General features: G+C 62.1%; 12 protein-coding genes. 4 read left to right on the top strand and 8 right to left on the bottom strand.

Going from position 1 to position 24,019, the window contains the following annotated elements:
• Nucleotides 1–35: 35 nt before the first annotated feature.
• Nucleotides 36–3,164, bottom strand: coding sequence for a dermonecrotic toxin domain-containing protein (locus tag BLR16_RS14520; RefSeq protein ID WP_092194327.1), 3,129 nt, complete (start codon nt 3,162–3,164; stop codon nt 36–38).
• Between the two features lie 250 nt (nt 3,165–3,414).
• On the opposite strand from BLR16_RS14520, the gene BLR16_RS14515 reads away from it, so the two are divergent.
• Both BLR16_RS14515 and mscK read left to right on the top strand, forming a co-directional pair.
• Complete coding sequence (locus BLR16_RS14515; RefSeq protein WP_003432036.1) at nt 3,415–5,157, top strand: potassium/proton antiporter; 1,743 nt, start codon at nt 3,415–3,417, stop codon at nt 5,155–5,157.
• 38 nt (nt 5,158–5,195) lie between these two features.
• Complete coding sequence (gene mscK / locus BLR16_RS14510; protein ID WP_161437906.1) at nt 5,196–8,585, top strand: mechanosensitive channel MscK; 3,390 nt, start codon at nt 5,196–5,198, stop codon at nt 8,583–8,585.
• A 50-nt stretch (nt 8,586–8,635) separates the two neighbouring features.
• Here mscK and BLR16_RS14505 read toward each other — a convergent pair whose 3' ends face one another.
• From BLR16_RS14505 to BLR16_RS14485, 5 genes are read right to left on the bottom strand one after another with little or no spacing between them, the layout of a single operon-like run.
• A complete protein-coding gene (locus BLR16_RS14505) occupies nt 8,636–10,369 on the bottom strand; it encodes an acetyl/propionyl/methylcrotonyl-CoA carboxylase subunit alpha (protein ID WP_058416810.1) in 1,734 nt (577 codons plus the stop codon).
• Nucleotides 10,366–11,970: a 5-oxoprolinase subunit B/C family protein gene (locus tag BLR16_RS14500; RefSeq protein ID WP_074806740.1), complete on the bottom strand. Its 1,605-nt coding sequence runs from the start codon at nt 11,968–11,970 to the stop codon at nt 10,366–10,368. The genes BLR16_RS14505 and BLR16_RS14500 overlap by 4 nt, the downstream gene beginning before the upstream one ends.
• Before the next feature lie 9 nt (nt 11,971–11,979).
• On the bottom strand, nt 11,980–12,774 hold the full coding sequence (locus BLR16_RS14495) for a putative hydro-lyase (RefSeq protein ID WP_003366165.1): 795 nt from the start codon (nt 12,772–12,774) through the stop codon (nt 11,980–11,982).
• 2 nt (nt 12,775–12,776) lie between these two features.
• Nucleotides 12,777–13,541: a LamB/YcsF family protein gene (locus BLR16_RS14490; RefSeq protein WP_044308679.1), complete on the bottom strand. Its 765-nt coding sequence runs from the start codon at nt 13,539–13,541 to the stop codon at nt 12,777–12,779.
• Nucleotides 13,542–13,556: 15 nt separating this feature from the next.
• Nucleotides 13,557–14,789 (bottom strand): NRAMP family divalent metal transporter, encoded by a 1,233-nt coding sequence (locus BLR16_RS14485; protein ID WP_002551747.1) that lies wholly within the window; start codon nt 14,787–14,789, stop codon nt 13,557–13,559.
• A 253-nt stretch (nt 14,790–15,042) separates the two neighbouring features.
• On the opposite strand from BLR16_RS14485, the gene BLR16_RS14480 reads away from it, so the two are divergent.
• Both BLR16_RS14480 and selO read left to right on the top strand, forming a co-directional pair.
• The gene (locus tag BLR16_RS14480) at nt 15,043–15,708 is read left to right on the top strand and encodes a GntR family transcriptional regulator (protein ID WP_005778794.1); all 666 of its coding nucleotides are present in this window, start codon (nt 15,043–15,045) and stop codon (nt 15,706–15,708) included.
• 138 nt (nt 15,709–15,846) lie between these two features.
• The gene (gene selO / locus BLR16_RS14475) at nt 15,847–17,310 is read left to right on the top strand and encodes a protein adenylyltransferase SelO (RefSeq protein ID WP_074806737.1); all 1,464 of its coding nucleotides are present in this window, start codon (nt 15,847–15,849) and stop codon (nt 17,308–17,310) included.
• Between the two features lie 250 nt (nt 17,311–17,560).
• Here selO and BLR16_RS14465 read toward each other — a convergent pair whose 3' ends face one another.
• Together BLR16_RS14465 and BLR16_RS14460 are read right to left on the bottom strand one after the other, a co-directional pair.
• A complete protein-coding gene (locus BLR16_RS14465; RefSeq protein ID WP_074806734.1) occupies nt 17,561–18,028 on the bottom strand; it encodes a chemotaxis protein CheW in 468 nt (155 codons plus the stop codon).
• On the bottom strand, nt 18,021–24,002 hold the full coding sequence (locus BLR16_RS14460) for an Hpt domain-containing protein (RefSeq protein ID WP_074806731.1): 5,982 nt from the start codon (nt 24,000–24,002) through the stop codon (nt 18,021–18,023). The genes BLR16_RS14465 and BLR16_RS14460 overlap by 8 nt, the downstream gene beginning before the upstream one ends.
• Between the last annotated feature and the right edge of the window lie 17 nt (nt 24,003–24,019).

The following is a 24,019-nucleotide window of genomic DNA, read 5'->3' as shown; positions in this document are numbered from 1 at the left end:
TATCACCCTCACCTGACGCTGCAAACACTGAAGCCTTACCAACCATTCTCGGAGCCCGGGGAAATTTTCGCCCTGCCCTTGAATGGAAAATAAAAGTCCACGGCCTCGTTCAGGTGTTCGATGTACAACACGGACAAGACCTCATCGACCGGCAAATAGGAACGCTCCAGCAGATCAAAATAGTCAGGTCGCAGCTTTCTCAAGACGTCTGACATGAGTTTGGGACCGGTCAGGTCGGAAATGCGCGTCATGTACGGTGTCATTCGGTCTCTAGAGGCGCTACGCAAGGCTTCGCTGCTGTGGTCGATGAAGGGTCTGCGTGTACTGAAGAACGCCTTGTTGGTCTGTTTTTCATTCTGGAAACGCGTATTTATTTCTTTCAGAATCCTCTTCAGGACCGGGTTGTCCGGGTGGCTGGCGAAATGGCTGTTACCCGGCCCGTTGTAACTTAATTGCGGCGCATCCAGACGCCTGCCCAGCAATACATCATTGGGCCCGGCCTTCAACGGAATGCCTGCAAAAGGGACATCAATGGTGTCATCGCAATCAAGATAAATGCCGCCGTATTCGTTGATCAGTCGATAACGCAGAATGTCCGAAGCGGCCGCATAATTACGATTATCCGAGTGCATGAAATAGTTGAAGGCTTCGCCATTTTCACCACTCAGGAACGTGGGAAAGAACGCTTCTTCCTTGAGCCTGGAAATCCGCATCTGTGGATGTGCGCTGAAGTAATCCAGCAATTGCTGATGCGCCGTCGGGTGGTTGATATCGATATGCAGTTCGAAGCGCAAGTCCGGGCTGGTGCGCATGTTGTCGAGCATCCGTTCCAGCAGGTTATCGCCCGGCATGCGTTCGCCCAGCCATATATGATGAATCACACGGCTGATGGGCTCGGCATCTGCAGGCAACCTGGGCACGCGGGGGAAAGAAAAGATCTCGAAGCGGCGGCTCTGTGGCAGTTTTGCCTCCACCTTCCTGAATGCATCCTCCGACCCGCTGTTCCAGACTCCGTTGCGGTCCAGCCAGACCAGGCCGTTTGAAGACGGATCAGTGCGCCAGCATGGAATATCGGCATCGTAATACACGTTCTTCCTGATCCCTCCGATCTGAATGAAGTACTTCTCTACGACCGTCCCTTTTGCCTGGCTCAGTACTTCCTCGACCATGATCTGATCCAGTGGCACCTCGACCTGCACCTTGGGGCCCCAGCGCTGAATCTCGACGGCTGGCTCTTCAGGCACGACCGCCACCACGGCGCTCTCTGCCTCACTGGCCGGCGGCAATCGCGAGCCGTCAAAGCTTTCCCCGCCACGCAACCCGAGCTTGAGGTCAAGATCCCAATAGCCGGTGTCAATAGTCTTCACGTAGGGTCCCCAGACACGCGGATCAGAATCAGAGCGAATCCGGTACTGTTTTTCCTGTGGCACCCACTCGACCCGAAAAGCCTGATCATGCAGTTCGATGTAACTTTTGCCTTGCAGCGGATAGATACCTGCCACTTCGCCCGACGCCAGTCCCGGCAGGTCTTGAGTCACTTCCAGCGCGCGCAACAGGCGGCGCATTTTGGCATTGAGCGAACGCAAGGCAGGCGGCTCTTCCCTGAATACCGGAAGCGGCCCGACTTCTATAGCCGGGTCGGTTGTTGAGGGGTCGAAAACCTCATAATCGCCTCGCGCCTCATCAATCAGTCCGGTTTCAGCGCCAGCCTCGACCGCAGTGCCCTCCTCGGCAAGGATCGGCAACGCGTTCAAAACGCCAAAGGCAATCCGCCCAAGCCCGGCCTGGCGCTCTTCGAGCGTGCGACCATTGACTGCCGCATCGACGCCAAGCCCCACCAGCGCGAGAGACAGTCCCGCAATCACGGGCATAAGCTCGGGAAAGACGATGGCGACGCCGCCGAGAACAGACACACACTCGCTCAAGCCACTGCTGACTTCCTCTTTCCAGTAGTCGTCGTGGTTGCGGATTTTTTGCAGCACATCGGTTTCGGACTTTGCCTTGACCCGATCCTTGAAGTGCGAGAACGGCCAGGGCTGCAGCGGTTCGCCAAACTGCACCAGTCTGCGCGGGTTCCACGCACCGGTCGCGGCGTCCAGCAGCTTCGGGTAGACAGCGAAGCCTCGGAGGGCGGTAGCAACACCACTGTAGAAAAAGCCATCGACGTCATCCGTGGCACTGAAATGCCCCTCTAAAGACCGGCGCTTGCCTGGATCCTTGCACATCAGCGCGACCCAGTCCTTGAGCGCATCGGCGTTGGCGAAGGTATGAATGGGTGACGAGTTGCCGGGGATGTAGAGCAGCACGGTTGGCGAATCGGCACTGCGGATGACCATGATGTCCACGGCGCTGTAGCCATGCACCTGCAATTCGGAAATTGTCACGCGAGTGGAAATCGGCGCGGCGACAAAAGCGTCGAAGCTCAGCTCTTTCCAACCCTGATCGGCGGGCAGCCCGAGCGCCTCCAGCACCATGTCCTTGTGCTCGGCCTTGAGCGTGTTTTCCTCAGCTTGCAGCCAGGCCGCCCTGAACAGACCGGCCTTGAGCATCAGGTTGTAGTCTTTGGCATGCGCCTGCCAGAACTGATTCAGGTAGGTGAGATAACCGGCTTGCAGGTTGTGATCCCAGATGTACTGCTTGAACGCCTCGGCAGTCAGGCGAAGTTGCGTCGTCGAATCGTAATGCTGCGGATCGGATTTGCGGTACACCGCTTCATAAGCGACGCAGTCATAGGGCGGCAGTTTTTTATCCACTATCTGACAGTCGAGACCGTCATCATGATGGGGCTGCAAATGCCCGAGGTGATCAAACCAGTCGCCATTGCCCTTTTGCTGCCAGTTGCGCAGCAGCGCCTCGGTCAGCGTCATCGAGTGAGCGACATTGGCGCGATGAGGGGCGGGATAGAGCTTAGGGTCTTCGATATACAGCGTGACGATCAGGGTGTCGTCCGGATCGATCTCGACACCCCATCTCGACTGGCATGCCTGGGCCACATCCCGCGCAGCAAGGGCGGCAGGTGACTGCAGGGCGATCGGGTTGAGGCGGAAGTAATCGCTGACCGAATAGTCATCGCGCACCCGCGCCCAGAACTCTGCTTCAGGGTCATCACCGTCATCCCTATTGTCATCGTCGAAGTCGTAATGTGCTGCAAACTCATCGTCCATGATGAAAAACCTGCTTGATGGTTGGAGCGCCTACAGTAGGGAGCAAGAAGGCCTGGTCTGCGGTATATAGGTATATGTCAGCCGCTGGACTGCAACCAATCGTGAGCCCGGGAATGCCGGTCTGGGTCAATCGCTCGAAATTGCTCTTTGACAGCCAAGCAATTCAACAGGTTAAATCCCTTGGCACGCGGACTGCATGGTCAGTTTTCGCCCCTCTCGCTTCAATTCAGTTTTCTACGGAGTACCGCCCTTGGACGCCACCACCATCAACAGCCTGTTCCTGATCGGCGCGTTGCTGGTAGCCGCAAGCATCCTGGTCAGTTCTCTTTCGTCGCGCCTCGGCATTCCTATCCTGGTCATCATCCTAGCGGTGGGCATGGTGGCAGGCGTCGATGGCGGCGGGATCATCTTCGACAACTACGCGACCGCTTACCTGGTCGGCAACCTTGCGCTGGCGGTGATCCTGCTCGATGGCGGGCTGCGAACGCGGGTGGCCAGTTTCCGGGTTGCGCTGTGGCCTGCCTTGTCGCTGGCAACGGTGGGCGTGCTGATCACCACCGTACTGACCGGCATGGTGGCTGCCTGGCTGTTCAATCTCAGCGTCATTCAGGGCCTGTTGATCGGCGCGATCGTCGGCTCCACAGACGCCGCGGCGGTGTTCTCCCTGCTGGGCGGCAAAGGTTTGAACGAGCGTGTTACCGCCAGCCTCGAAATCGAGTCGGGCAGCAACGACCCCATGGCGGTGTTCCTGACCGTTACCCTGATCGGCATGCTCGCCAGCGGGCAGACCGGGTTGCACTGGGGGCTGCTGGGGCACCTGATTCAGGAATTCGGTATCGGCAGCTTCATCGGCCTGGGCGGCGGCTGGATCCTGCTGCAACTGGTCAACCGCATCAATCTGGCGGCCGGCCTCTACCCAATTCTGGTGATTGCCGGCGGCCTGGCGATCTTCGCCCTGACCAACGCTATCCACGGCAGCGGTTTTCTCGCGGTCTACCTGTGCGGTCTGGTGCTCGGCAACCGGCCGATTCGCAGCCGCCACGGCATCCTGCATATGCTCGATGGCATGGCCTGGCTGGCGCAGATCGGCATGTTTCTGGTGCTGGGCCTGCTGGTCACGCCACACGATCTGCTGCCGATTGCGATTCCGGCGCTGGGCCTGGCGCTGTGGATGATTCTGGTGGCACGCCCGCTGTCGGTGATGGTCGGCCTGCTGCCGTTCAAGGCCTTCCATGGCCGCGAAAAAGCCTTTATCGCCTGGGTCGGCCTGCGCGGCGCGGTACCGATCATCCTCGCGGTGTTCCCGCTGATGGCCGGCCTGCCCAATGCGCAGCTGTACTTCAACCTGGCGTTCTTTATCGTACTGGTTTCGCTGTTGCTGCAAGGCACCAGCCTGCCGTGGATGGCCAAATTGCTGAAAGTGACGGTTCCGCCTGATCCCGCACCGATTTCCCGGGCTGCGCTGGAGGTACACGTCACCAGCGAATGGGAGCTGTTCGTCTACCGCCTGGGCGCCGAAAAGTGGTGCATCGGTGCAGCACTGCGCGAACTGAAGATGCCGGAAGGCACGCGTATCGCGGCACTGTTCCGCGGCCAGCAACTGCTCCATCCGTCCGGCAGTACGACACTGGAAGTGGGTGATCTGCTGTGTGTGATCGGCCACGAACACGACCTTCCGGCGCTGGGCAAATTGTTCAGCCAGGCACCGCAGCGTGGGCTGGACCTGCGTTTCTTCGGCGACTTCGTGCTCGAAGGCGACGCAAGGCTGGGTGAAGTGGCGGCCCTTTATGGCCTGAAACTCGACGGCATCGACCCAGGAATGCCACTCAGCCAGTTCATCGTGCAGAAGAACCGTGGCGAGCCGGTGGTGGGCGACCAGGTTGAATGGAATGGAACTATTTGGACCGTTGCCGTCATGGACGGGAACAAGATCCAGAAAGTGGGCGTCAAATTCCCCGAAGGAACCCGCCCGGGCCCCGGACTGTTCCTTTAAACTGCCAACCCACACGTATCATCATGCGACCGGTGTCTATGTTTTCCCTGCGTTCCTTTTGTGCTGCCGCACTGTTTGCGCTCTGCCTGTCTTCTTTCCCGGCGCTCGCCGCCGACCCGCCCAGCAGCGACGCTGTTCAGCAAAGCCTCGACAAGATTGCCGACCGCAAGCTGCCTGACGCCGAGCAAAAGGCACTGCAGCAGGTCCTTGAGCAGACACTGGCGTTTCTGAACAGCAAGCAGGACAGCGAGCAGAAGCTCGAAGCGCTCAAACAGCAGCTCGCCCAGGCGCCAAAACAGACTTCGGAAAACCAGCGTGAACTGGCCCGCCTGAAAGAAAGCAAAGTGGTGCCCGTGGCCCAGCGCTATGGCGGCCTCGACGTGCCGCAGCTGGAGCAACTGCTCAGTCAGCGCAGCACCCAGCAGAGTGATCTGCAGAGCGAACTCAACGACGCCAACAGTCTGGCCATTACCGCGCAGACCCGGCCTGAGCGCGCCCAGACTGAAATCAGCGCCAATCAGACGCGCATTCAGCAGATCAACGCCATCCTCAAGAATGGCAAGGACAACGGCAAGACCCTGAGCGCCGACCAGCGCAACCTGCTCAATGCAGAACTGGCCTCGATCAACGCCCTCAACCTGCTGCGCCGTCAGGAACTGGCCGGCAACAGCCAGTTGCAGGACCTGGGCAACAGCCAGCACGACTTGCTGACCGAGAAGGTGGCGCGTCAGGAGCAGGAAATTCAGGACCTGCAGACCCTGATCAACGACAAGCGTCGTGCCCAGTCGCAAAAAACGGTCGCCGATCTGTCTCTGGAAGCGCAAAAGTCCGGTGGCAGCAGCCTGCTGGCGACCGAAAGCGCCGCCAACCTCAAGCTGTCGGACTACCTGTTGCGCGGCACCGATCGCCTCAACGAGCTGACCCAGCAGAACCTCAAGACCAAGCAGCAACTGGACAACCTGACCCAGACCGATCAAGCCCTCAGCGAGCAGATCAACGTGCTGAGCGGCAGCCTGCTGCTGTCCAAGATTCTCTACAAGCAGAAGCAGGCGTTGCCGCATCTGGAGCTGGACAAGGGGCTGGCCGACGAAATCGCCAACATCCGTCTGTATCAGTTCGACATCAACCAGCAACGCGAACAGATGAGCACGCCGACCGCTTACGTCGAAAAGCTCCTGGCTACCCAGCCGCCTGAAAACGTCACCCCGCAACTGCGCCGGACGCTGCTGGACCTGGCCATCACTCGCAGTGACTTGCTTGAGCGCCTCAATCGCGAGCTGAGCGCGTTGCTCAACGAGTCCATCACGCTACAGCTGAACCAGAAGCAGCTGACCAGTACCGCTCAGGGGCTGCGCGCCACACTCGACGAGCAGATGTTCTGGATCCCCAGCAACAAGCCGCTGGACGTGGAATGGTTTCAGAATATCTGGCCGCGCCTGCAAAAGCAGGTCGCCACCCTGCCGTGGACGTCCAGCCTCAGCGAACTGTCAGACGGCTTGACCCAGCGGCCGCTGCTGTTCCTCCCCTTGCTGCTGTTGATCGGCATACTGACCTGGAGGCGCAAGGCGCTGTACCAGAAGCTTAATCGCCTGCATGCCGACATCGGCCACTTCAAACGTGACAGCCAATGGAAGACGCCACTGGCGCTGCTGATCAACGTGCTGCTGGCGATGCCCGTCGCGCTGGGGCTGGCGCTGTGCGGCTACGCGCTGCAGATCGACGCCCGCGGTCAAAACGCCAACCTCGGCGAGGCCTTGCTACAGATCGCCCTCGCCTGGCTGGTGTTCTACACCGCCTACCGCGTGCTCGCCCCGTCAGGTGTTGCGCAACTGCACTTCCGCTGGGAAACGGCGCAGGTCGAATTCCTGCGTGGCTGGGTGCGACGCCTGGGGCTGGTCGTTCTGGCCCTGGTGGCGGTGGTGGCCGTTGCTGAACACCAGCCTGCCGCACTGGCCGACGACGTGCTGGGGATCGGCGTGGTGCTGACCTGTTACGCCCTGATGACCTGGCTGCTCGGTCGCCTGCTGATCTCAAGCCCCACGCATCACAATGCCTCACTGTTCCGCAAAACCGTCGGCGTGGTGTTCACGGCATTGCCGGTCGCGCTCTTCCTGGCGGTTTGCTTTGGCTACTACTACACCGCGCTCAAGCTCAGCGACCGTCTGATCGACACTCTGTACCTGATGATGATCTGGCTGATGGTCGAGGCGACGTTCGTCCGCGGCCTGAGCGTGGCCGCCCGGCGTCTGGCCTATCAGCGCGCGCTGGCCAAGCGTCAGGCAGCCAGAGAAAACGGCGACAGCGACATTCCGGTCGAAGAACCCAAGCTGGACATCGAACAGGTCAACCAGCAGTCGCTGCGCCTGATTCGCCTGGCCCTGCTGGCCGGATTCGTCGGCGCGCTGTACCTGGTCTGGGCCGAGCTGATCACTGTGTTCGCCTATCTCGATAACATCATTCTCTACGAATACACCAGCGGCACCGGTGCCAACATGAGCATGGTGCCGATCAGCCTGAGCGACTTCCTCGGCGCTGGGGTGATCATCGTCATCACCTTCGTGCTCGCCGGCAACCTGCCCGGCCTGCTGGAAGTGCTGGTGCTGTCACGCATGAACCTCGCGCAGGGCAGTGCCTACGCGACGACCACGCTGCTGTCGTACACCATCGCCGGTGTCGGCTTCGTCACCACGCTGTCGACGCTGGGCGTGAGCTGGGACAAATTGCAGTGGCTGGTCGCAGCGCTGTCGGTGGGTCTGGGCTTCGGCATGCAGGAAATCTTCGCCAACTTCATCTCCGGCATCATGATCCTCTTCGAACGTCCGGTGCGGATCGGCGACACCATCACCATCGGCGCCCTGTCGGGGACGGTCAGCAAGATCCGCATCCGTGCCACGACCATCACCGACTTCGACCGCAAGGACATCATCGTTCCGAACAAGACTTTCATCACCGGCCAGCTCATCAACTGGTCGCTGACCGACACCGTTACCCGCGTAACCCTCAAGCTGGGCGTCGATTATGGCTCGGACCTGGACCTGGTGCGCTCCCTGCTGCTACAAGCCGCCCGGGAAAACCCTCGGGTGCTCAAGGAACCAGAGCCGATCGTCTACTTCCTGAACTTCGGCGAAAGTACCCTCGACCACGAACTGCGCATGCACGTACGCGACCTGGGCGACCGCAACCCGGTACTCGACGAGATCAACCGCTTCATCAATCGCGAGTTCAAGAAGCAGCACATCAACATTTCGTTCCGCCAGATGGAGATCTACCTCAAGAACACCCAGGGCCTGGAATACAAACTGGTGCCCGCAGAGCCAAGCGACAAGGGCGATGCGCCAACCGGAAAAACCACCCTGCAGCCGGTGAACACCACCGTAACCCCGGCGACCAAGGATGCGCCCGAGCCGCCGGAGTTGCGGCTGGATTGAGAAGACTGACAGTGGGTGTCGACCGCGGTCGACACCCACCAGCAATCAAATCAGGCCTCAACCCGCCCAATCACCACCTTCGCTTCCAGATACCCCCCAGGCTCCTTGCTGATTTGCACGGTTCCGGCACACGGTGCCAGTATCGATGTTTCCATCTTCATCGCCTCCATGATGGCGATCACCTGTCCCTTCTCTACCGTCGCACCGTCTTCAACCGCCCAGGCATGCAGGTTGCCCGCGACCGGCGTCAGTACTGCGTGCGGGTCCGGGGCGTCGGCAGCTGGCTGGCTGGCGTCAGCCGGTGCGGCAGCGTTCAGGCTCATGCCGGCCAGCAGCGCAGCAGGCAGGCCCAGTTCGTGGCGTTTGCCGTCGATTTCAACGAAGGTGCGCAGCACGCCCGGGTCGGCCGGTTCTGCGTTGCGCGGGGCGATGGTGACGTGCTCGGCGAAGTCGGTTTCGATCCAGCGGGTGTGGACGGCAAAGGTATTGGCCGCCGTGAAGTCGTCATGGTCCATGACCGCCCGATGGAACGGCAGCACGGTGGCCACGCCTTCCACCTTGAACTCGGCCAACGCACGGCGGGCGCGGCTGATGGCCTGTTCGCGGGTTGCGCCGGTGACGATCAGCTTGGCGATCATCGAGTCGAAGTTCGGTGAGACCCGTGAGCCTTCCGTCACGCCGGTGTCCAGACGCACGCCCGGGCCGGATGGCGGCTGGAATACCGCGATAGACCCCGGCGTCGGCAGAAAGCCGTTGCCCGCGTCTTCGGCATTGATGCGGAATTCAAAGCTGTGGCCGCGCGGCACAGGTGTACCGTCGAACGACAGCGGCAGGCCGTCGGCGACGCGAAGTTGTTCGATGACCAGATCCACACCGCTGGTTTCTTCCGTCACCGGGTGTTCGACCTGCAAGCGCGTGTTGACCTCCAGGAACGACAGGGTGCCATCACCGCTGAGCAGGAACTCCACTGTACCGGCACCGACATAGCCCGCTTCGGCGCAGACCGCGCGGGCCGACTCATGAATGCGCTGACGCAGCTCGTCGGTCAGGTAAGGGGCCGGGGCTTCCTCGATCAGCTTCTGGTTGCGACGCTGCAACGAGCAATCCCGGGTGCCGACCACAACCACCCGGCCATGCCGGTCGGCGATGATCTGCGCTTCAATGTGCCGTGGGCGGTCCAGAAAGCGTTCGACGAAGCACTCGCCACGACCGAACGCGGTCACCGCTTCACGCACCGCAGACTCGTACAACTCGCTGACTTCATCGAGCTTCCAGGCGACTTTCAGGCCGCGACCACCGCCGCCAAAGGCTGCCTTGATGGCAATCGGCAGGCCGTGCTGCTCGGCAAACGCGACCACCTCGGAGGCATCGTTCACCGGGTCTTCAGTACCGGCCACCAGCGGTGCGCCGACTTTCAGGGCTATACGCCGCGCCTGGACCTTGTCACCCAGTGCGTCGATGGTCGCAGGATCGGGGCCGATCCAGATCAGACCGGCATCGATCACAGCGCGGGCGAATTCGGCGCGCTCCGAGAGAAAGCCGTAGCCGGGGTGAACCGCGTCGGCACCGGCACGAGCGGCAACCGCCAGCAGCTTTTCGATATTCAGGTAGGTGTCGGTCGGGCGCTCGCCCTGCAACCCATAGGCTTCATCGGCCTGACGCACGTGCAGCGCGTCGATATCGGCATCGGCGTACACCGCCACCGAGGCGACTCCATAGTCACGGCAGGCACGGGCAATACGAACGGCAATTTCGCCACGATTGGCAATCAGAACCTTTTTCATCTGTTCTTGGTCTCGTCTGAAGTGGCGGGGCGCACTGGCTCGAAGGCGCTCAGCGGATTGAAGCGAATGCGGGCATTGACCGGAATCTGCCCGGCCTTGTCGAGGTGGTAAGTGGCGACTGCGCCGATGACCGGGTAACCGCCGGTCAACGGGTGATCGGCCAGAAACAGCACCGGCTGGCCACTGGGCGGCACCTGAATGGCGCCGACCGTGGTGCCCTCACTGGGCAACTCGCCATCGACGGCACGTTGCAGCGATTGCTCGCCCGCCAGGCGAATACCGATACGGTTGGATTGCGGCGTGACCCGCCAGGTCTGTTGCGCCAGCAGTTGCTGGGCTTCGGCGCTGAACCAGTCACTGCGCGGGCCCATGACCACATCCAGGGTGATGACCTCATCGCTACGCGGCATCTCGAAGGCCGGTTGTTCGGCAGTCGATACTGAAAGGCCGCCAGTTCTGCGCGTGAAGCCCAGCCGGTCACCCGCTGCCAGCGCGGCGGGCCCAACCTGGGCCAGCGTGTCAGTGGACAGGCTGCCAAGCACCGGCTCATGAATGAAACCGCCACGAACCGCCAGATAATTGCGCAGACCGGCGCTGGGCGAACCGATGCTCACCTGATCGCCGCTCTGCAAGGCCAGCGGTGCATACAACGGCGCCTGCAGCTTTTGTCCTTCGGCGGTCAGCACCTCGACGCTGACCTGGGCCCCGGTAATCGCCACAACAGTCTGCCCCTGACAGGTGAAGGTCAGCCCGCCCATGAGAACTTCCAGGCACGCGGTCGCCGGATCGTTGCCCACCGCGCGGTTGGCAGCACGCAAGGCGCCGCGATCCAGCGCGCCCGATGCGGACACACCCTGCCCTGCCCGACCTGGACGACCCAGGTCCTGAAACAGGGTCTGCAGACCTGGCGTTACGATCTGCAGATAGTCCTCGTTGACCGTCGTCGCCTGCGGCCGGACAGGTGCGGCAACCTGAACACGGGTCTCCGGGAGCGGACCGGCATCCTGGAAACGCACGCGATAGCCGGGCTGAAGCAAGGCGGGCTCGTCGCGGCCCAGATCCCACATGGTTGAGGGGGTCACCCCGATGATCTGCCAGCCGCCGGGGCTGGCCTGTGGATAAATACCACTGAAACCACCGGCCAGCGCCACTGCGCCAGCCGGAATACGCGTGCGCGGCGTGCTGCGTCGTGGGACCACGAAGCCGGCGCCGCCGCTGAGGTAGGCAAAACCGGGCGCAAAGCCGCAGAACGCAACGTTGTAGTCGCTGCCGGTGTGGCGCTTGATCACTTCCTCGACGCTGATGCCCAGCTCGCGGGCGACATCGGCCAGGTCTTCGCCGTTGTAATGCACAGGTATTTCGATCAGTTTGCCCGCCTCGCGTGCCTTGCCACGAATGTCGCGCGAGGCGATCTGTGTGGCGAGGGCTTCGAAGCCGATGGCGGCTGGTCGAAAATGCACCAGCAACGTCCGGGCAGCCGGAACGATTTCCTCCACGCCAGCGATGGGCATCTGCTGTAACGATTCGAACAGGGCCAGGGTCTCGTCCAGATTCGACAGTTCAACCAGGAGTGCATCCAGGTTGGCCGGGTAGAAACGCATGAGCCTCTCCTATACGTGGTAGTAGCTGTCCGGAATATCGGTAATGAACATGTGGCCCGGCGCATGAGAAATCGCAAACGGCACACGGGACGCCATGACCACCGCCTGCGGGGTCACACCGCAGGCCCAGAACACCGGAATCTCGCCGGGCCTGATCGTCACCGCATCACCAAAATCAGGGTTCGCCAGGTCGTCGATGCCGAGCAGTCCAGGCTCGCCGACGTGTACCGGCGCGCCGTGCACACCGGGATAGCGCCCGGTGATGCGCGCCGCTTCGGCCACCCGGTCCGCCGCGATCGGGCGCATCGACACCACCATGTTGCCCTGCAGGCGGCCGGCCGGGCGGCAGATCCGGTTGCTGCGGTACATCGGCACATTGCAGCCTTCACTGATGTGGCGCACATCGATGCCGGCGTGCATCAGGTCGGTTTCGAAGGTGAAACTGCAGCCGATCAGAAAGCTGACCAGATCAGTGTGCTGCGCCCAGATGTGGCTCACATCACTCAGCTCTTCGGCCAGCTGCCCATCGCGCCAGACCCGGTACAGCGGCAGGTCGGTGCGCAGATCAGCCTGTTCGGCCAACAGCGTGGTGTGGCTGCCGGGCTCGGTCACATCCAGCACCGGGCAGGCTTGCGGGTTGCGCTGCGCGAACAGCAGAAAGTCATACGCCCATTCACGCGGCAGCGTGATCATGTTGCACTGGGTCAGACCGGGCGCTTCGCCGGCGGTCGGCGCGACGAATCCCTGGCGATAACGGGCACGGGCGGCGCTGGCTGCCTCGCGGGCGAGTTGCAGTGAATTCATGATCAACCTCGATTGAATGCGCGGACAGTGACGCCTGCATCGTGCAAACGGTTTTTCAGGATGCGGGCGATGTTCACCGCGCCCGGGCTGTCGCCATGCACGCAGATCGAATCGGCCTGCAGGCTGATTTCGCGGCCGTCTTCAGCCTCGATGATGCCTTCGCGCACCAGGCGCAGCATGCGTTCGGCGATCAGTTCGGCGTCGTGCAGCACGGCACCGGGCCGCGAGCGCGAGACCAGCGTGCCTTCAGCGGTATAGGCGCGGTCGGCGAACGCTTCGGCGACGCAGGAAAGCCCGGCGTCGCGTGCCCAGTCGAGCAGCGGGGAATTAGCCAGGCACACCAGCTTCAACGCGGGGTCAATGCGCAGCAGCGCCTGAATGACTGCCGCGGCCTGACGCTGATCACCGGCAATGGTGTTGTACAGCGCGCCGTGAGGCTTGACGTAGCTCACGCGGGTCCCGGCGCTGCGGGCCAGGCCCTGAAGCGCGCCGATCTGATAAATGACGTCGGCGGTCAGTTGGTCGCTCGGGACGTCCATGTTGCGGCGGCCAAACCCTACCAGGTCCGGGTAGGCCACATGCGCGCCGATGGCAACGCCCCGGGCCGCCGCGGCCTCGAGGGTGCGCAGGATCCCGGCCGGGTCACCGGCATGGAAGCCGCAGGCCACATTGGCGCTGCTGACCACATCGAGAATCGCCTCGTCGTCGCCCATGCTCCAGGCGCCGAAGCTTTCACCGAGATCACTGTTGAGGTCTATTGCAGGCATTTTTATTCTCCGAAATCAGGCTGCATTGATGAAGGCAAAGATGGCTCCCGCCGATTTGAACGCCATGTACCACGACAGCAGACAGGTCAGCACGCCCAGCACCAATAGCCAGCGCGGGTAGTGGTAGCCGTCCATCATGTCGGACCGGCGCCAGCCGACGTACATGAAAATGCTAAGGCCCAGTGGCAGGATCAAACCGTTGAAGCCCCCGGCAAAGACCAGCAGCGCGGCCGGTGGTTTGCCCCACATGACGTATACGACCACGGTGATCAGGATAAAGCCGACAGTTGCCAGGTTGCGCACGCGCTCGGTGATGCGCTTGGAAAATACCGTGATGAACGACATCGAAGTATAGGACGCGCCGATCACGCTGCTGATGCCGGCCGCCCAGAGCACCAGGCCGAACATGATCAGGCCGAAGTTGCCAGCGGCAGCGGTGAACGCCTGGGCCGCAGGGTTTGCGCCCTGGCCGGATACATCGATGACGACGCCGCTGGCGACCACGCCGAGGATCGCCAGAAACAGTATGTAACGGACAACCCCGGTGACCAGAATACCGGTCAGCGCCGCCTTGGACACGACATCGATGTTCTCGACCCCGACGGTGCCGCGATCCAGCAAGCGGTGAGCACCGGCGTAAGTGATATAGCCACCGACCGTGCCGCCGACAATGGTGGTGATGGCCGCGAAATCGACCATGTCCGGCAGGATCGTCTGGCGCAGAGCCTCGCCCAGCGGCGGATGCGAGGCAAAGGCGGCGAAGAGGATCAGGCAGACCTTCAGGGTGCCCAGCACCATCATGATACGGTCCATGGCAATGCCGGCGCGGTGCGATGAGAAAATCGCGATGGCGATCAGCGCGCTCAAGGCGCCCCCCCATTTGGGGTCAAGACCGGTCAACGCATTCAAGCCCAGGCCCGCACCGGCGATGTTGCCCAGACTGAACACCAGGCCGCCGAAGATGACCAGTACCGCGAGCAGATAACCGCTGCCCGGGATTGCCGCGTTGGCCAGATCGGCCGCGCGCATTCTGGTCAGCGTCACGATGCGCCAGACATTCAACTGCACCACGAAGTCGATCAGGATCGAGGCCAGAATGCCGAAGGCGAACGCCGCTCCCAGAGTCGCGGTGAACGTGGCTGTCTGGGTCAGAAAACCAGGACCGATGGCAGACGTCGCCATCATGAAGATCGCGGCGATCAAAGAGGCGCGGCGCGCCTTGGTGAACTCATTGGCAGTCTGTGTCACGGCGGCATTCCTGAGATGAGGGGTATTCTGCCAGAGCAATGACCATGCCAAAGGTCATTCAAACGCGCCAAGTTGTAGATCCATAAAGATAATATTGTTGAACAATGTAGGTGATATGGATCAACTATGTGCACCATGTTGTTACGCGGGGACTCAGATGTGCTACCTGATGAAGCATATGCTGACCTTCGTCCTTGCCAGCCAATGAGCTGTCGTGGAATATCGACCTGGCTTTTCTTTCTCTGGACCCTTTATGAACGACGCTGCTTCTGCCCTCCCTCGCACCCTCGGAGAATCGATCACCACTGAGCTTCGCAGAATGCTGGTCGAGGGCGAGCTGGTACCCGGTCAGCGCCTCTCGGAAGCCGCGCTGGCCGAGAGTCTGGATATCTCCCGTAACACCCTCAGAGAAGCCTTCAGAGTGCTGACCCGCGAAGGACTGCTGACCCACGAACCCAATCGAGGGGTCACCGTGGCCAAGCCTGATATGGCTTCAATCATCGATATCTACCGAATTCGGCGCTTCATCGAATGCGGGGCGATTGCCCAGGCTTATCCACAGCATCCCGGTGTGCTGCACATGCGCAATGCGGTCGAGGCCGGCGTGCAGGCGCGTGAGGCCAAGGACTGGATTGCCGTGGGCACCGCCAACATGATGTTTCACAAGGCCATCGTCGAGCTGTCCGACAGCCCGCGACTGGCGGCGTTTTATGCGCAGATATCAGCAGAGTTGCGCCTGGCCTTCGGGCTGCTCAACGACCCGGAGCTGCTGCATTCGCCCTATCTGGACATGAATGCAGCGGTACTCGGGCGCCTTGACGCGGGCAAGACCGATGAGGCGACGCGCATGCTCGAGGATTATCTGGTGCAATCGGAACGAACGATTCTGGCCGCCTTCGAGCGAAGCCGGAACCGGTAGTCCGGGCGCAGGCCCGATCACCAGAACTACCACCCAGGGACCCGGTCTACGAGTTCTGACCGTTGCAACACGCCCGACGAGCCAGGCAGGCCGCCGCTTCGTTGAAAGCCTGAAATTCCCCTCTGGAGGCGATACGCTTTGAAAGCACTCGACGAACTCACTTTCGACAACCGCTTTGCCCGTCTGGGCGATGCGTTCTCCACTTCCGTACTGCCTGAACCCATCGATGCGCCGCAGCTTGTGGTTGCCAGCCAGTCAGCGCTGGCACTGCTGGACCTGGCGCCTGAACAAGCCGATCTGCCGCTGTTCGCGGAAATCTTCAGCGGCCACAAGCTGTGGTCCGAGGCAGAGCCGCGGGCAATGGTGTATTCCGGGCATCAGTTTGGCTCCTACAACCCGCGCCTGGGCGACGGTCGCGGGCTGTTGCTAGGCGAGGTGTACAACGACGCCGGCGAGCACTGGGACCTGCACCTCAAAGGCGCAGGCCGCACACCGTATTCACGGATGGGTGACGGGCGCGCCGTACTGCGCTCGTCGATCCGCGAGTTTCTGGCCTCCGAAGCCCTGCACGCGCTGGGCATCCCCAGCAGCCGAGCGGGGTGTGTGGTCAGCTCCAGCACGCCGGTGTGGCGCGAAACCCAGGAACATGCAGCCATGGTGCTGCGTCTGGCGCAGAGCCATGTGCGCTTCGGCAGTCTGGAATACTTTTTCTACACCAAACAGCCAGAGCAGTTGAAGACCCTCGCCGAGCATGTGCTGACGATGCATTACCCGCTCTGCCAGGAGCAGCCTGAGCCGTATCTGGCGATGTTCCGGGAAATCGTCGAGCGTAACGCCGAGCTGATTGCCAAGTGGCAGGCCTACGGCTTCTGTCATGGCGTGATGAACACCGACAACATGTCGATTCTGGGCATTACCTTCGATTTCGGACCGTTCGCGTTTCTGGAGGATTTCGATGAGCACTTCATCTGCAACCATTCCGATCACGAAGGTCGCTACTCCTTCAGCAATCAGGTGCCTATCGCGCAATGGAACCTCAGCGCGCTGGCACAGGCGCTGACCCCGTTCATCAGCGTGGAAGCGTTGCGCGAGGCCATCGGTTTGTTCCTGCCGCTGTATCAGGCGCACTACCTGGACCTGATGCGCCGCCGACTGGGCCTGACCGTTGCCCAGGAGCAGGACGAACAACTGGTCAGTCAGTTGCTGAAGCTGATGCAGAACAGTGGCGTGGATTACACCCTGTTCTTCCGCCGCCTGGGTGACCAGCCAGCCGCCGAGGCGTTGCGCACATTGCGTGACGACTTTGTCGATATCAAGGGCTTCGATGCCTGGGCAGAAGCGTATCAGACGCGTATTGCCGTCGAGGACAACGGCACCGAGCAGGAGCGTCAAACCCGCATGCATGCGGTCAATCCGCTGTACATCCTGCGCAACTACCTGGCGCAGAACGCCATCGCCGCAGCGGAAAAAGGCGACTACGAAGAAGTCCGCCGCCTGCATCAGGTGCTCTGCACACCCTTCACCGAACAGCCCGGCATGCAAGGCTACGCCCAACGCCCGCCGGACTGGGGCAAGCACCTGGAAATCAGCTGTTCGTCGTGAGGCATTTGTCCTCTATCGTGCCCATGCTGGAGCGTGAGGAACGATCATCTCAACTATCGTGCGGCGCTCCGCATCGCATGCCGTTCTGGACGCTCCGCGTCCTATCCGGAATGTGCGGTGCGGCACAGATTTGTGACGCGGAGCGTCACGCAAGGCATTCCCACGCTGGAGCGTGCGGAACGATCATCACACTATCGTGCGGCGCTCCGCGTCGCATGCCGTTCTGGACGCTCCGCGTCCTCTTTACCTATTACAGCCCTGCATCCACCAGCCATTGCTCCAGGCCTTCGAGGTCGGGAATGCGGGCTACGGTTTCGCCGATCTGTACGGCGGCCAGCTCCAGTTCGGCCAGCGGAACGTCGACGTAGCTCAACTGGCTGTCGACCTTGCACGAGCGCGGGATGCCCTGGGTCAGCAGGGCGATGAACCTGACATCGTTGCGTCCGCCCAGTGCATTGAGCACCACGATCCGGGCTCGACCGCCGACACGGGTGCGGCCTCCGCAGGCGGCTTCGAAGCTGAGCAGTGGCAAGGTCAGTTCGCGCCAGCTGATCGGTCCCAGGTACCACTCGGGGGCGCCCGGCTCTGCGCTGCAATCCTGGTAATCGATCAACTCGGCGACCGCGACGTTAGGCAGCAGCAGATGCCGGTCACTCAACGGCAGCAGCAGGCCGGTCAGACTGGTCAGCCGGCTGGTCTGGAACGTGCCTTCAGACATGCGCCTGGCTCCAGTAAGCGATGCTCTCCAGCAACACGGTTTCCTGATAGGGCTTGCTCAGGTACTCGTTGACGCCCACCGCCATCGCCCGATCGCGATGCTTCTGGCCCGAGCGAGAGGTGATCATGATGATAGGCAGTTCCTTGAGCTGTTCGTCCTGGCGGATCTGGCTGGCCACTTCAAAGCCGTCCATACGCGGCATTTCGATATCGAGCAGCATGATGTCAGGCGTGTGCTCCTGCAACAGGGTCATGGCATCGACACCGTCCTTGGCAGTCAGTACGTGCATGCCGTGGCGCTCCAGCAAGCGGCTGGTGACTTTGCGCACCGTCACCGAATCGTCCACCACCATCACCAGCAACGGTCTGGCGTGCTCGGCTTCGTGGTAGGCAGGCGCCAACCCTCTGAAAGGCAAGCCCTGCAAGGTACGGATCTGCGCCATCAGATCGAGAATCAGCACCACGCGGCCGTCACCCAGAATGGTCGCACCGGAAATGCCCTGCACCCTTGAGAACTGCGTACCAAGGCTCTTGACCACGATCTCGCGCGAGCCTGCCAGCGCATCGACCTGCACCGCCACCCACTGATCCTGCAGATGCACCAGCAACACCGGCAGCGGCTGCAATTGCCCGGCCAGTCTGGGCGGGCTGCTGCCCAGCAACTCGCCCAGATAGCGCAACTCGTAACTGCGTCCGCCATATTGATAGCGCGGCGGGGTGGTCTGGTAATAGCCGTCCAGCTCATTGGCCATGACACGCACGATGCCATCGACGGTATTGAGCGGTACCGCATACTGTTCTTCGCCGCACGTCACCATCAACGCCCGGTTGACCGACACCGAAATCGGCAGCCGGATACGGAAGCGCGTGCCCTTGCCCGGCACCGAGTCGATGACCATGGAACCGCCCAGTTGCTTGACCTCGGCGTGCACCACATCCATGCCCACACCACGGCCGGAAATCTGGGTGATGATCTCGCTGGTGGAAAACCCCGCCTGCAGAATGAACGGCAACACTTCATGGTCGGACAGATCGGCATCCGGGTGGATCATGCCGCGCTTGATGGCCTTGCGACGTACTGCAGCGAGGTCAACGCCAGAGCCATCATCGCTCAGTTCGATGACCATATCGCCGCCTTCGTACATTAGTTCCAGACTGATATGGCCCTGCTCCGGCTTGCCGGCGGCGATGCGTTTTTCGGTGCTTTCAAGCCCGTGATCGACGGCGTTGCGCAGCATGTGCTCCAGTGGCGCGACCATTCGCTCCAGCACGTTGCGGTCCATTTCACCGTCGGCATTGCCCACTTCGAAATGGACTTTCTTGTGCAGTTCCGACGCCACTTGGCGTACCACACGACGCAGGCGTGGCACCAATCGCTCGAACGGCACCATGCGCGTACGCATCAGGCCTTCCTGGAGCTGGGTGTTGACCCTGGCCTGTTGCGAGAGCAGCGTTTCTGCGTCGCGGGCGCGCGCACCGAGGGTTTCCTTGAGGTCCATCAGGTCGGACGCCGATTCGAACAAGGCGCGCGACAGTTGCTGTAACTGCGAATGACGGTCCATTTCCAGCGGGTCGAACTCTTCGTAACCCAGCCGCTCGGCCTGGACCTGCTCCCGGCTAAGGATGCGCCCCTGGGTTTCCATATCGAGACGACGCAATTGGTCGCGCATCCGCTCAATGGTGGTTTCCATCTCGACCAGAGCGATCTGAGAATCAATGATCTGCTGTTCGATGCGTCCACGGAAGATGGATGTTTCGCCGGCCAGGTTGACTAGGTCCTCCAGTTGCTCGGCAGGCACCTTGACCATTTCCGGGCCGCTGCGCTCGGCCTCCCCTTCGGCGACCGGGGCCACGGCGACGACTGACTCCGGACTGACTTCCGGGTCCTGCGCAGCCAGCGGTGCGCCCACCGGCTCATCGGTGGCCAGCCTGCGAATGCTCTCAATCAGCAAGGTGGCATCAGGCAACGGTTTTTCATTGCGCACGGCATCGAGCATGTCGGCCAGCACATCCTGACCGCTCTGCAACAGGCCGATCATCAACGGCGCGGGCTGCAGGCTTCCGGTGGAAAGCCCCTCGTAAAGCGTCTCCAGCTCGTGAGCGAGGTCGCCTATCGGAGCGATTTCCACCATCCGCGCGCCGCCCTTGAGGGTGTGCAGGTCGCGCAGCAGGTTTTCGACTTCCAGCATGTTATGCGGATCGGCCTGCCAGCGGGCCAATGCCGCGCCGGAGCTTTCCATGATGTCGAAACCTTCCTCGAGGAAGACTTCACGCAGCTCGGTGTCATGTTCGGGAAGATCTTCATTGGCCAGCGGCGAGGCCTGCACCTCGGGCCCGGTGCTCTCGAGCGTGCGGCAGCTGCGCAGGGCTTCGATCAAGGCCGAAGGGTCGCTGAGCGCTTCCTGCCTATACAGTTGCTCGAGCAGAATCGCCAGATGGTCGTGGCTCTCGTGCAGCAGCTCGGCCAGCGTCGGCGAATGGTTGAAGCGCCGGTCGATCAAGCCTTCGTAGAGGTTTTCCAGTTCGTGGGCCAGATCGCCCACCTCGCCCACCTCAGCCATCCGCGCACCGCCCTTGAGGGTGTGCAGGTCACGCTGCAACGAGGCCAGCGGCGCAGGGTTTTCTGGGTCGGCCAGCCAGCGCTGCAACGCTTGACCGGCACTGTCGAGGATATCGACGGCTTCCTCCAGAAATATCTCGACGATTTCGTCGTCCGGACCGGCAACGTCAGTGTCAGTGTGCCCGGCCTCGTTGGCCAGTTGCTCGGTGGCGGCGTTGAGCTCGGTAACGCTCAACGTGCGATGGCCGTCGCTCTTGACCAGCCCGGTCGCCGACGGGTCAAGCGCCTGATCCAGCAACTGGTTCAAGGCACGCACGCACTCGGGACGCGGCTCGACATCCTGGCCGGCAGCCACCTGATCAAGCATGTTGATCAGCGCTTCGTGAGCATTTTCTGCCACATCGAAAAACCGTTCGCTGACCGCCAGACTGCTTTCTTCGACCGCCCCGTAGAGGTCGAGCAAGGCTTCGCACAGTTCATCGACCTGCGGCAGGTCGGCCAGATGCGCGCCGTGACCGAGGGTGGTCAGCTCATCGAGCAGCGCGCTCAGTTCCTGACGTTCGCCGGGGTGCTGCCGCCAGCGCCGCAGGAGGTTTTCCGCATCCAGCACGATGTCCATGCCTTCAGCCAGAAAACTGGCGAGCAGCGTGGGGTTGCGCTTGATCCGCAGGCCGCTGTCCGACTCGCGCAGCACCACGGTGAGGCGCTCGTTGAGCATCGCCAGGGCGGCCTCGATCAGCGGCGCGGCACCCGGAATATCGGCCAGCGGCGTGCTGTCGAGTTGCTCGAGGCCCTTGTGCAGCAACGGCTCGGCGCGGCGCAGCAGGACGAGTTCCGGTGAGCCGATATCGATGAGGTTGGCCTTGTATTCACGCACCAGTTGATCGAGCGGGCTGGCCAGTTCGGCAATCGGCAGCACCCCGGCCATGTGCGCGCTGCCCTTGAGCGTATGCAGCGCACGCAGCACCGCGTCGCTGATCGCCGGCGACGCTGATTGTTCGGCGTTGTCGAGGAAGCGACCGAGGGTGTTCAGATGGCCGAGCGCTTCCTGACGGAAAATCTCCAGCAACTGTGGATCGAGCGCTTCGGCGGCAACAGGCTCGCCTGCCTCATGATCATCCGCGACCGGCAGCGTCGGCAGCTCCAGCCCATTGGCCAACGCATGGGCACGGGCCGCCAACAGGTCGACATCGTTACGCTGGCACTGTGCATCTTCGGCAAAGTCGCGGATGACCGACGGCAGCAGCGCCTGCACTTCGCTCATCAATTGCTGCACTTCGAGGCCCGGCAGTACGTCGCCTTCCAGCACCCGGTTGAGCAGGTTTTCCACCGCCCAGGCCAGTTCGCTGAGGATCAGTGCACGCACCATCCGGCCGCTGCCCTTGAGCGTATGAAACGCACGGCGTACCTCGGTCAGCGCCGTGCTGTCCCAATGGCCGTCGCTGCCAAGCGAGGTGAACCAGCGCGGCAGGTACTCGCGCAGCGCGTCGAGCACCTCGTCGGCCTCTTCGAGAAACACATCGCGCAACTCGTCGTCCACCGCCTCTTCTCCGGCCGCGGGCGGCAACAGGCTGGTGGGTACGTTACGGGCGGGAGGGTTGACGGCCGAGACCGGGCTGGCGAGGACCTGGGCAATGGTCTGCGTGGGGCTGACCAGCGCCTTGCGGTCATCCAGCTCCAGCAACTCGTCCTGAGTGATGATCTCTTCGAGCAACGGCACTTCGAGAGTGTCCGCAGCGGGCGTATAGCCCAGCCGTGCCAGGCTTTGCTGGGCTATGTCGAGCACTTGGTCGCCAGGCGCCTGATGGTCTTCGAGCATGCGCTCCAGGTAATACTCGATGCCGGTGATGGTGTCGGCCAGGCAATCGAGCTGAACCCAGGTGGGACGGGTTTCGTCCACCAGCAGGTGTTCCTGAATGTATTCGTTACAAGCGGCCAGCAGGCTGGCAGCACGGGCCAGCGGGATCATCGCCAGCGCACCCCGTACCTGCACGATCAGCGCGCACAGCGGATCGAGCCGCTGCCGGTCCCACTCGCCGTCGATGTAATCGAGGATCACGTCCTTGGCCTGCTGCAACACCGTGCGGGCTTCGCGAATCACCAGTTGATGAATCTGCGTCAGGTCGGTAGTCGGCAGGCGGCTTTCCTCGCGGCTGACCTGCTCGTGACTGCCGGCCATGCCGGCAAGGGTCGATTCGACGTAGAGCAAGGCACCCGCGACATCCATCAGCGCAGCGTCGCTGGGCTCGCGCTGCCCCTGCGCCAGACCGAGCACCACAGACAACTGATCGATGATCACCTTGCGCGGCTGGCCGAAACCCAGCACCGCCAGGGTATCGGCAATCTGCCGCAACGGCGGCAGCAGCGCGTTGAGCTCGCTGACATGCTGACGGTCGCCGCGCACGAACACGTCGAGCCGCTCCTTGACCCTGACCAGCCCTTCACACAAGGCCACGATCACCGAACGCATGGCGTCACGGTCCGGACCGGCCATGCGGGCGCGCTCTTCATTGACCACATCGTTGCCGGGCAAGGCATCGGCCAGCGCGTACTGGTCCTTGAGGTCGAGCATCTTCGGCGCCAGGCTGTCGGACTTGGCGATATAGAACAGCAGGCTTTTCAACAGCTCTTCGGGGGCGGGCTGGTTGATGCCGGTGACGCCCTGCTCGGCCAGACGCTTGAGTTCCTTGTCGGCGTCCTTCAGCAGACTGCGCAGCGCCGGGCTGTTGGTGAAGTTGCCATTGAGCATGGTTTCGACCAGTGCCGAGGCGATCCGCCAGAGCGCACCGAGCGGCGCGTCTTCGCACAACTGTTCAAGCCGGGCAAACACCTTGGCCATGTAGCCGAGCTGGGTCTGCACGCCCTGCTCGCGCATCAGGCCGGCCAGCGCCGCCTGCAGGGTCTGGCGCAGCTTGCGCAGCAGGTTGGGCAATTCCGGGGTATTGCGCCGCGCCAGCTCCTCGTCATCAAGCGGCGGCACGACGACCAGTTGCGGGGCGAACAGGCTGGTTTCCGAGAGCAGACTTTCCCCCCGCGCACTGCGCAGGTCATTGAGCAATGGCAAGACCACCAGCGGCAGGTCGCGGCGCGCGGAATGAATGCGTTCCAGGTAAACCGGCAACTGACTCATGGCCTGGATCAACAGTTGCTCGGACTCGATCGGATGGCTGACGCGGTTCTGCTGGACCGCCAGCGCCAGTTGCTCGATTTCCTCGGCCAGCAACGCGGCGCCGTAGAACTCGATCATCTGCAGGCTGCCGTGAACCTGATGCACCAGGTTCAGGCACTCGGCCATCGCTGCAGCGTTGGTCGGGTCTTCGATGAACGGGTCCAGCGCCTGTCGGGCCTGGCGCAGCGTTTCGGCGATCTCGCCCTTCAGCCACTCAAGAGCTACGTAATCGTGACGATCAGCCATGACGAGTACCGTCCGTT

Source organism: Pseudomonas sp. BS3767 (assembly GCF_900099665.1).
Classification (GTDB): Bacteria; Pseudomonadota; Gammaproteobacteria; order Pseudomonadales; family Pseudomonadaceae; genus Aquipseudomonas; species Aquipseudomonas cerasi.
This window is presented reverse-complemented; position numbering and strand designations above follow the sequence as displayed.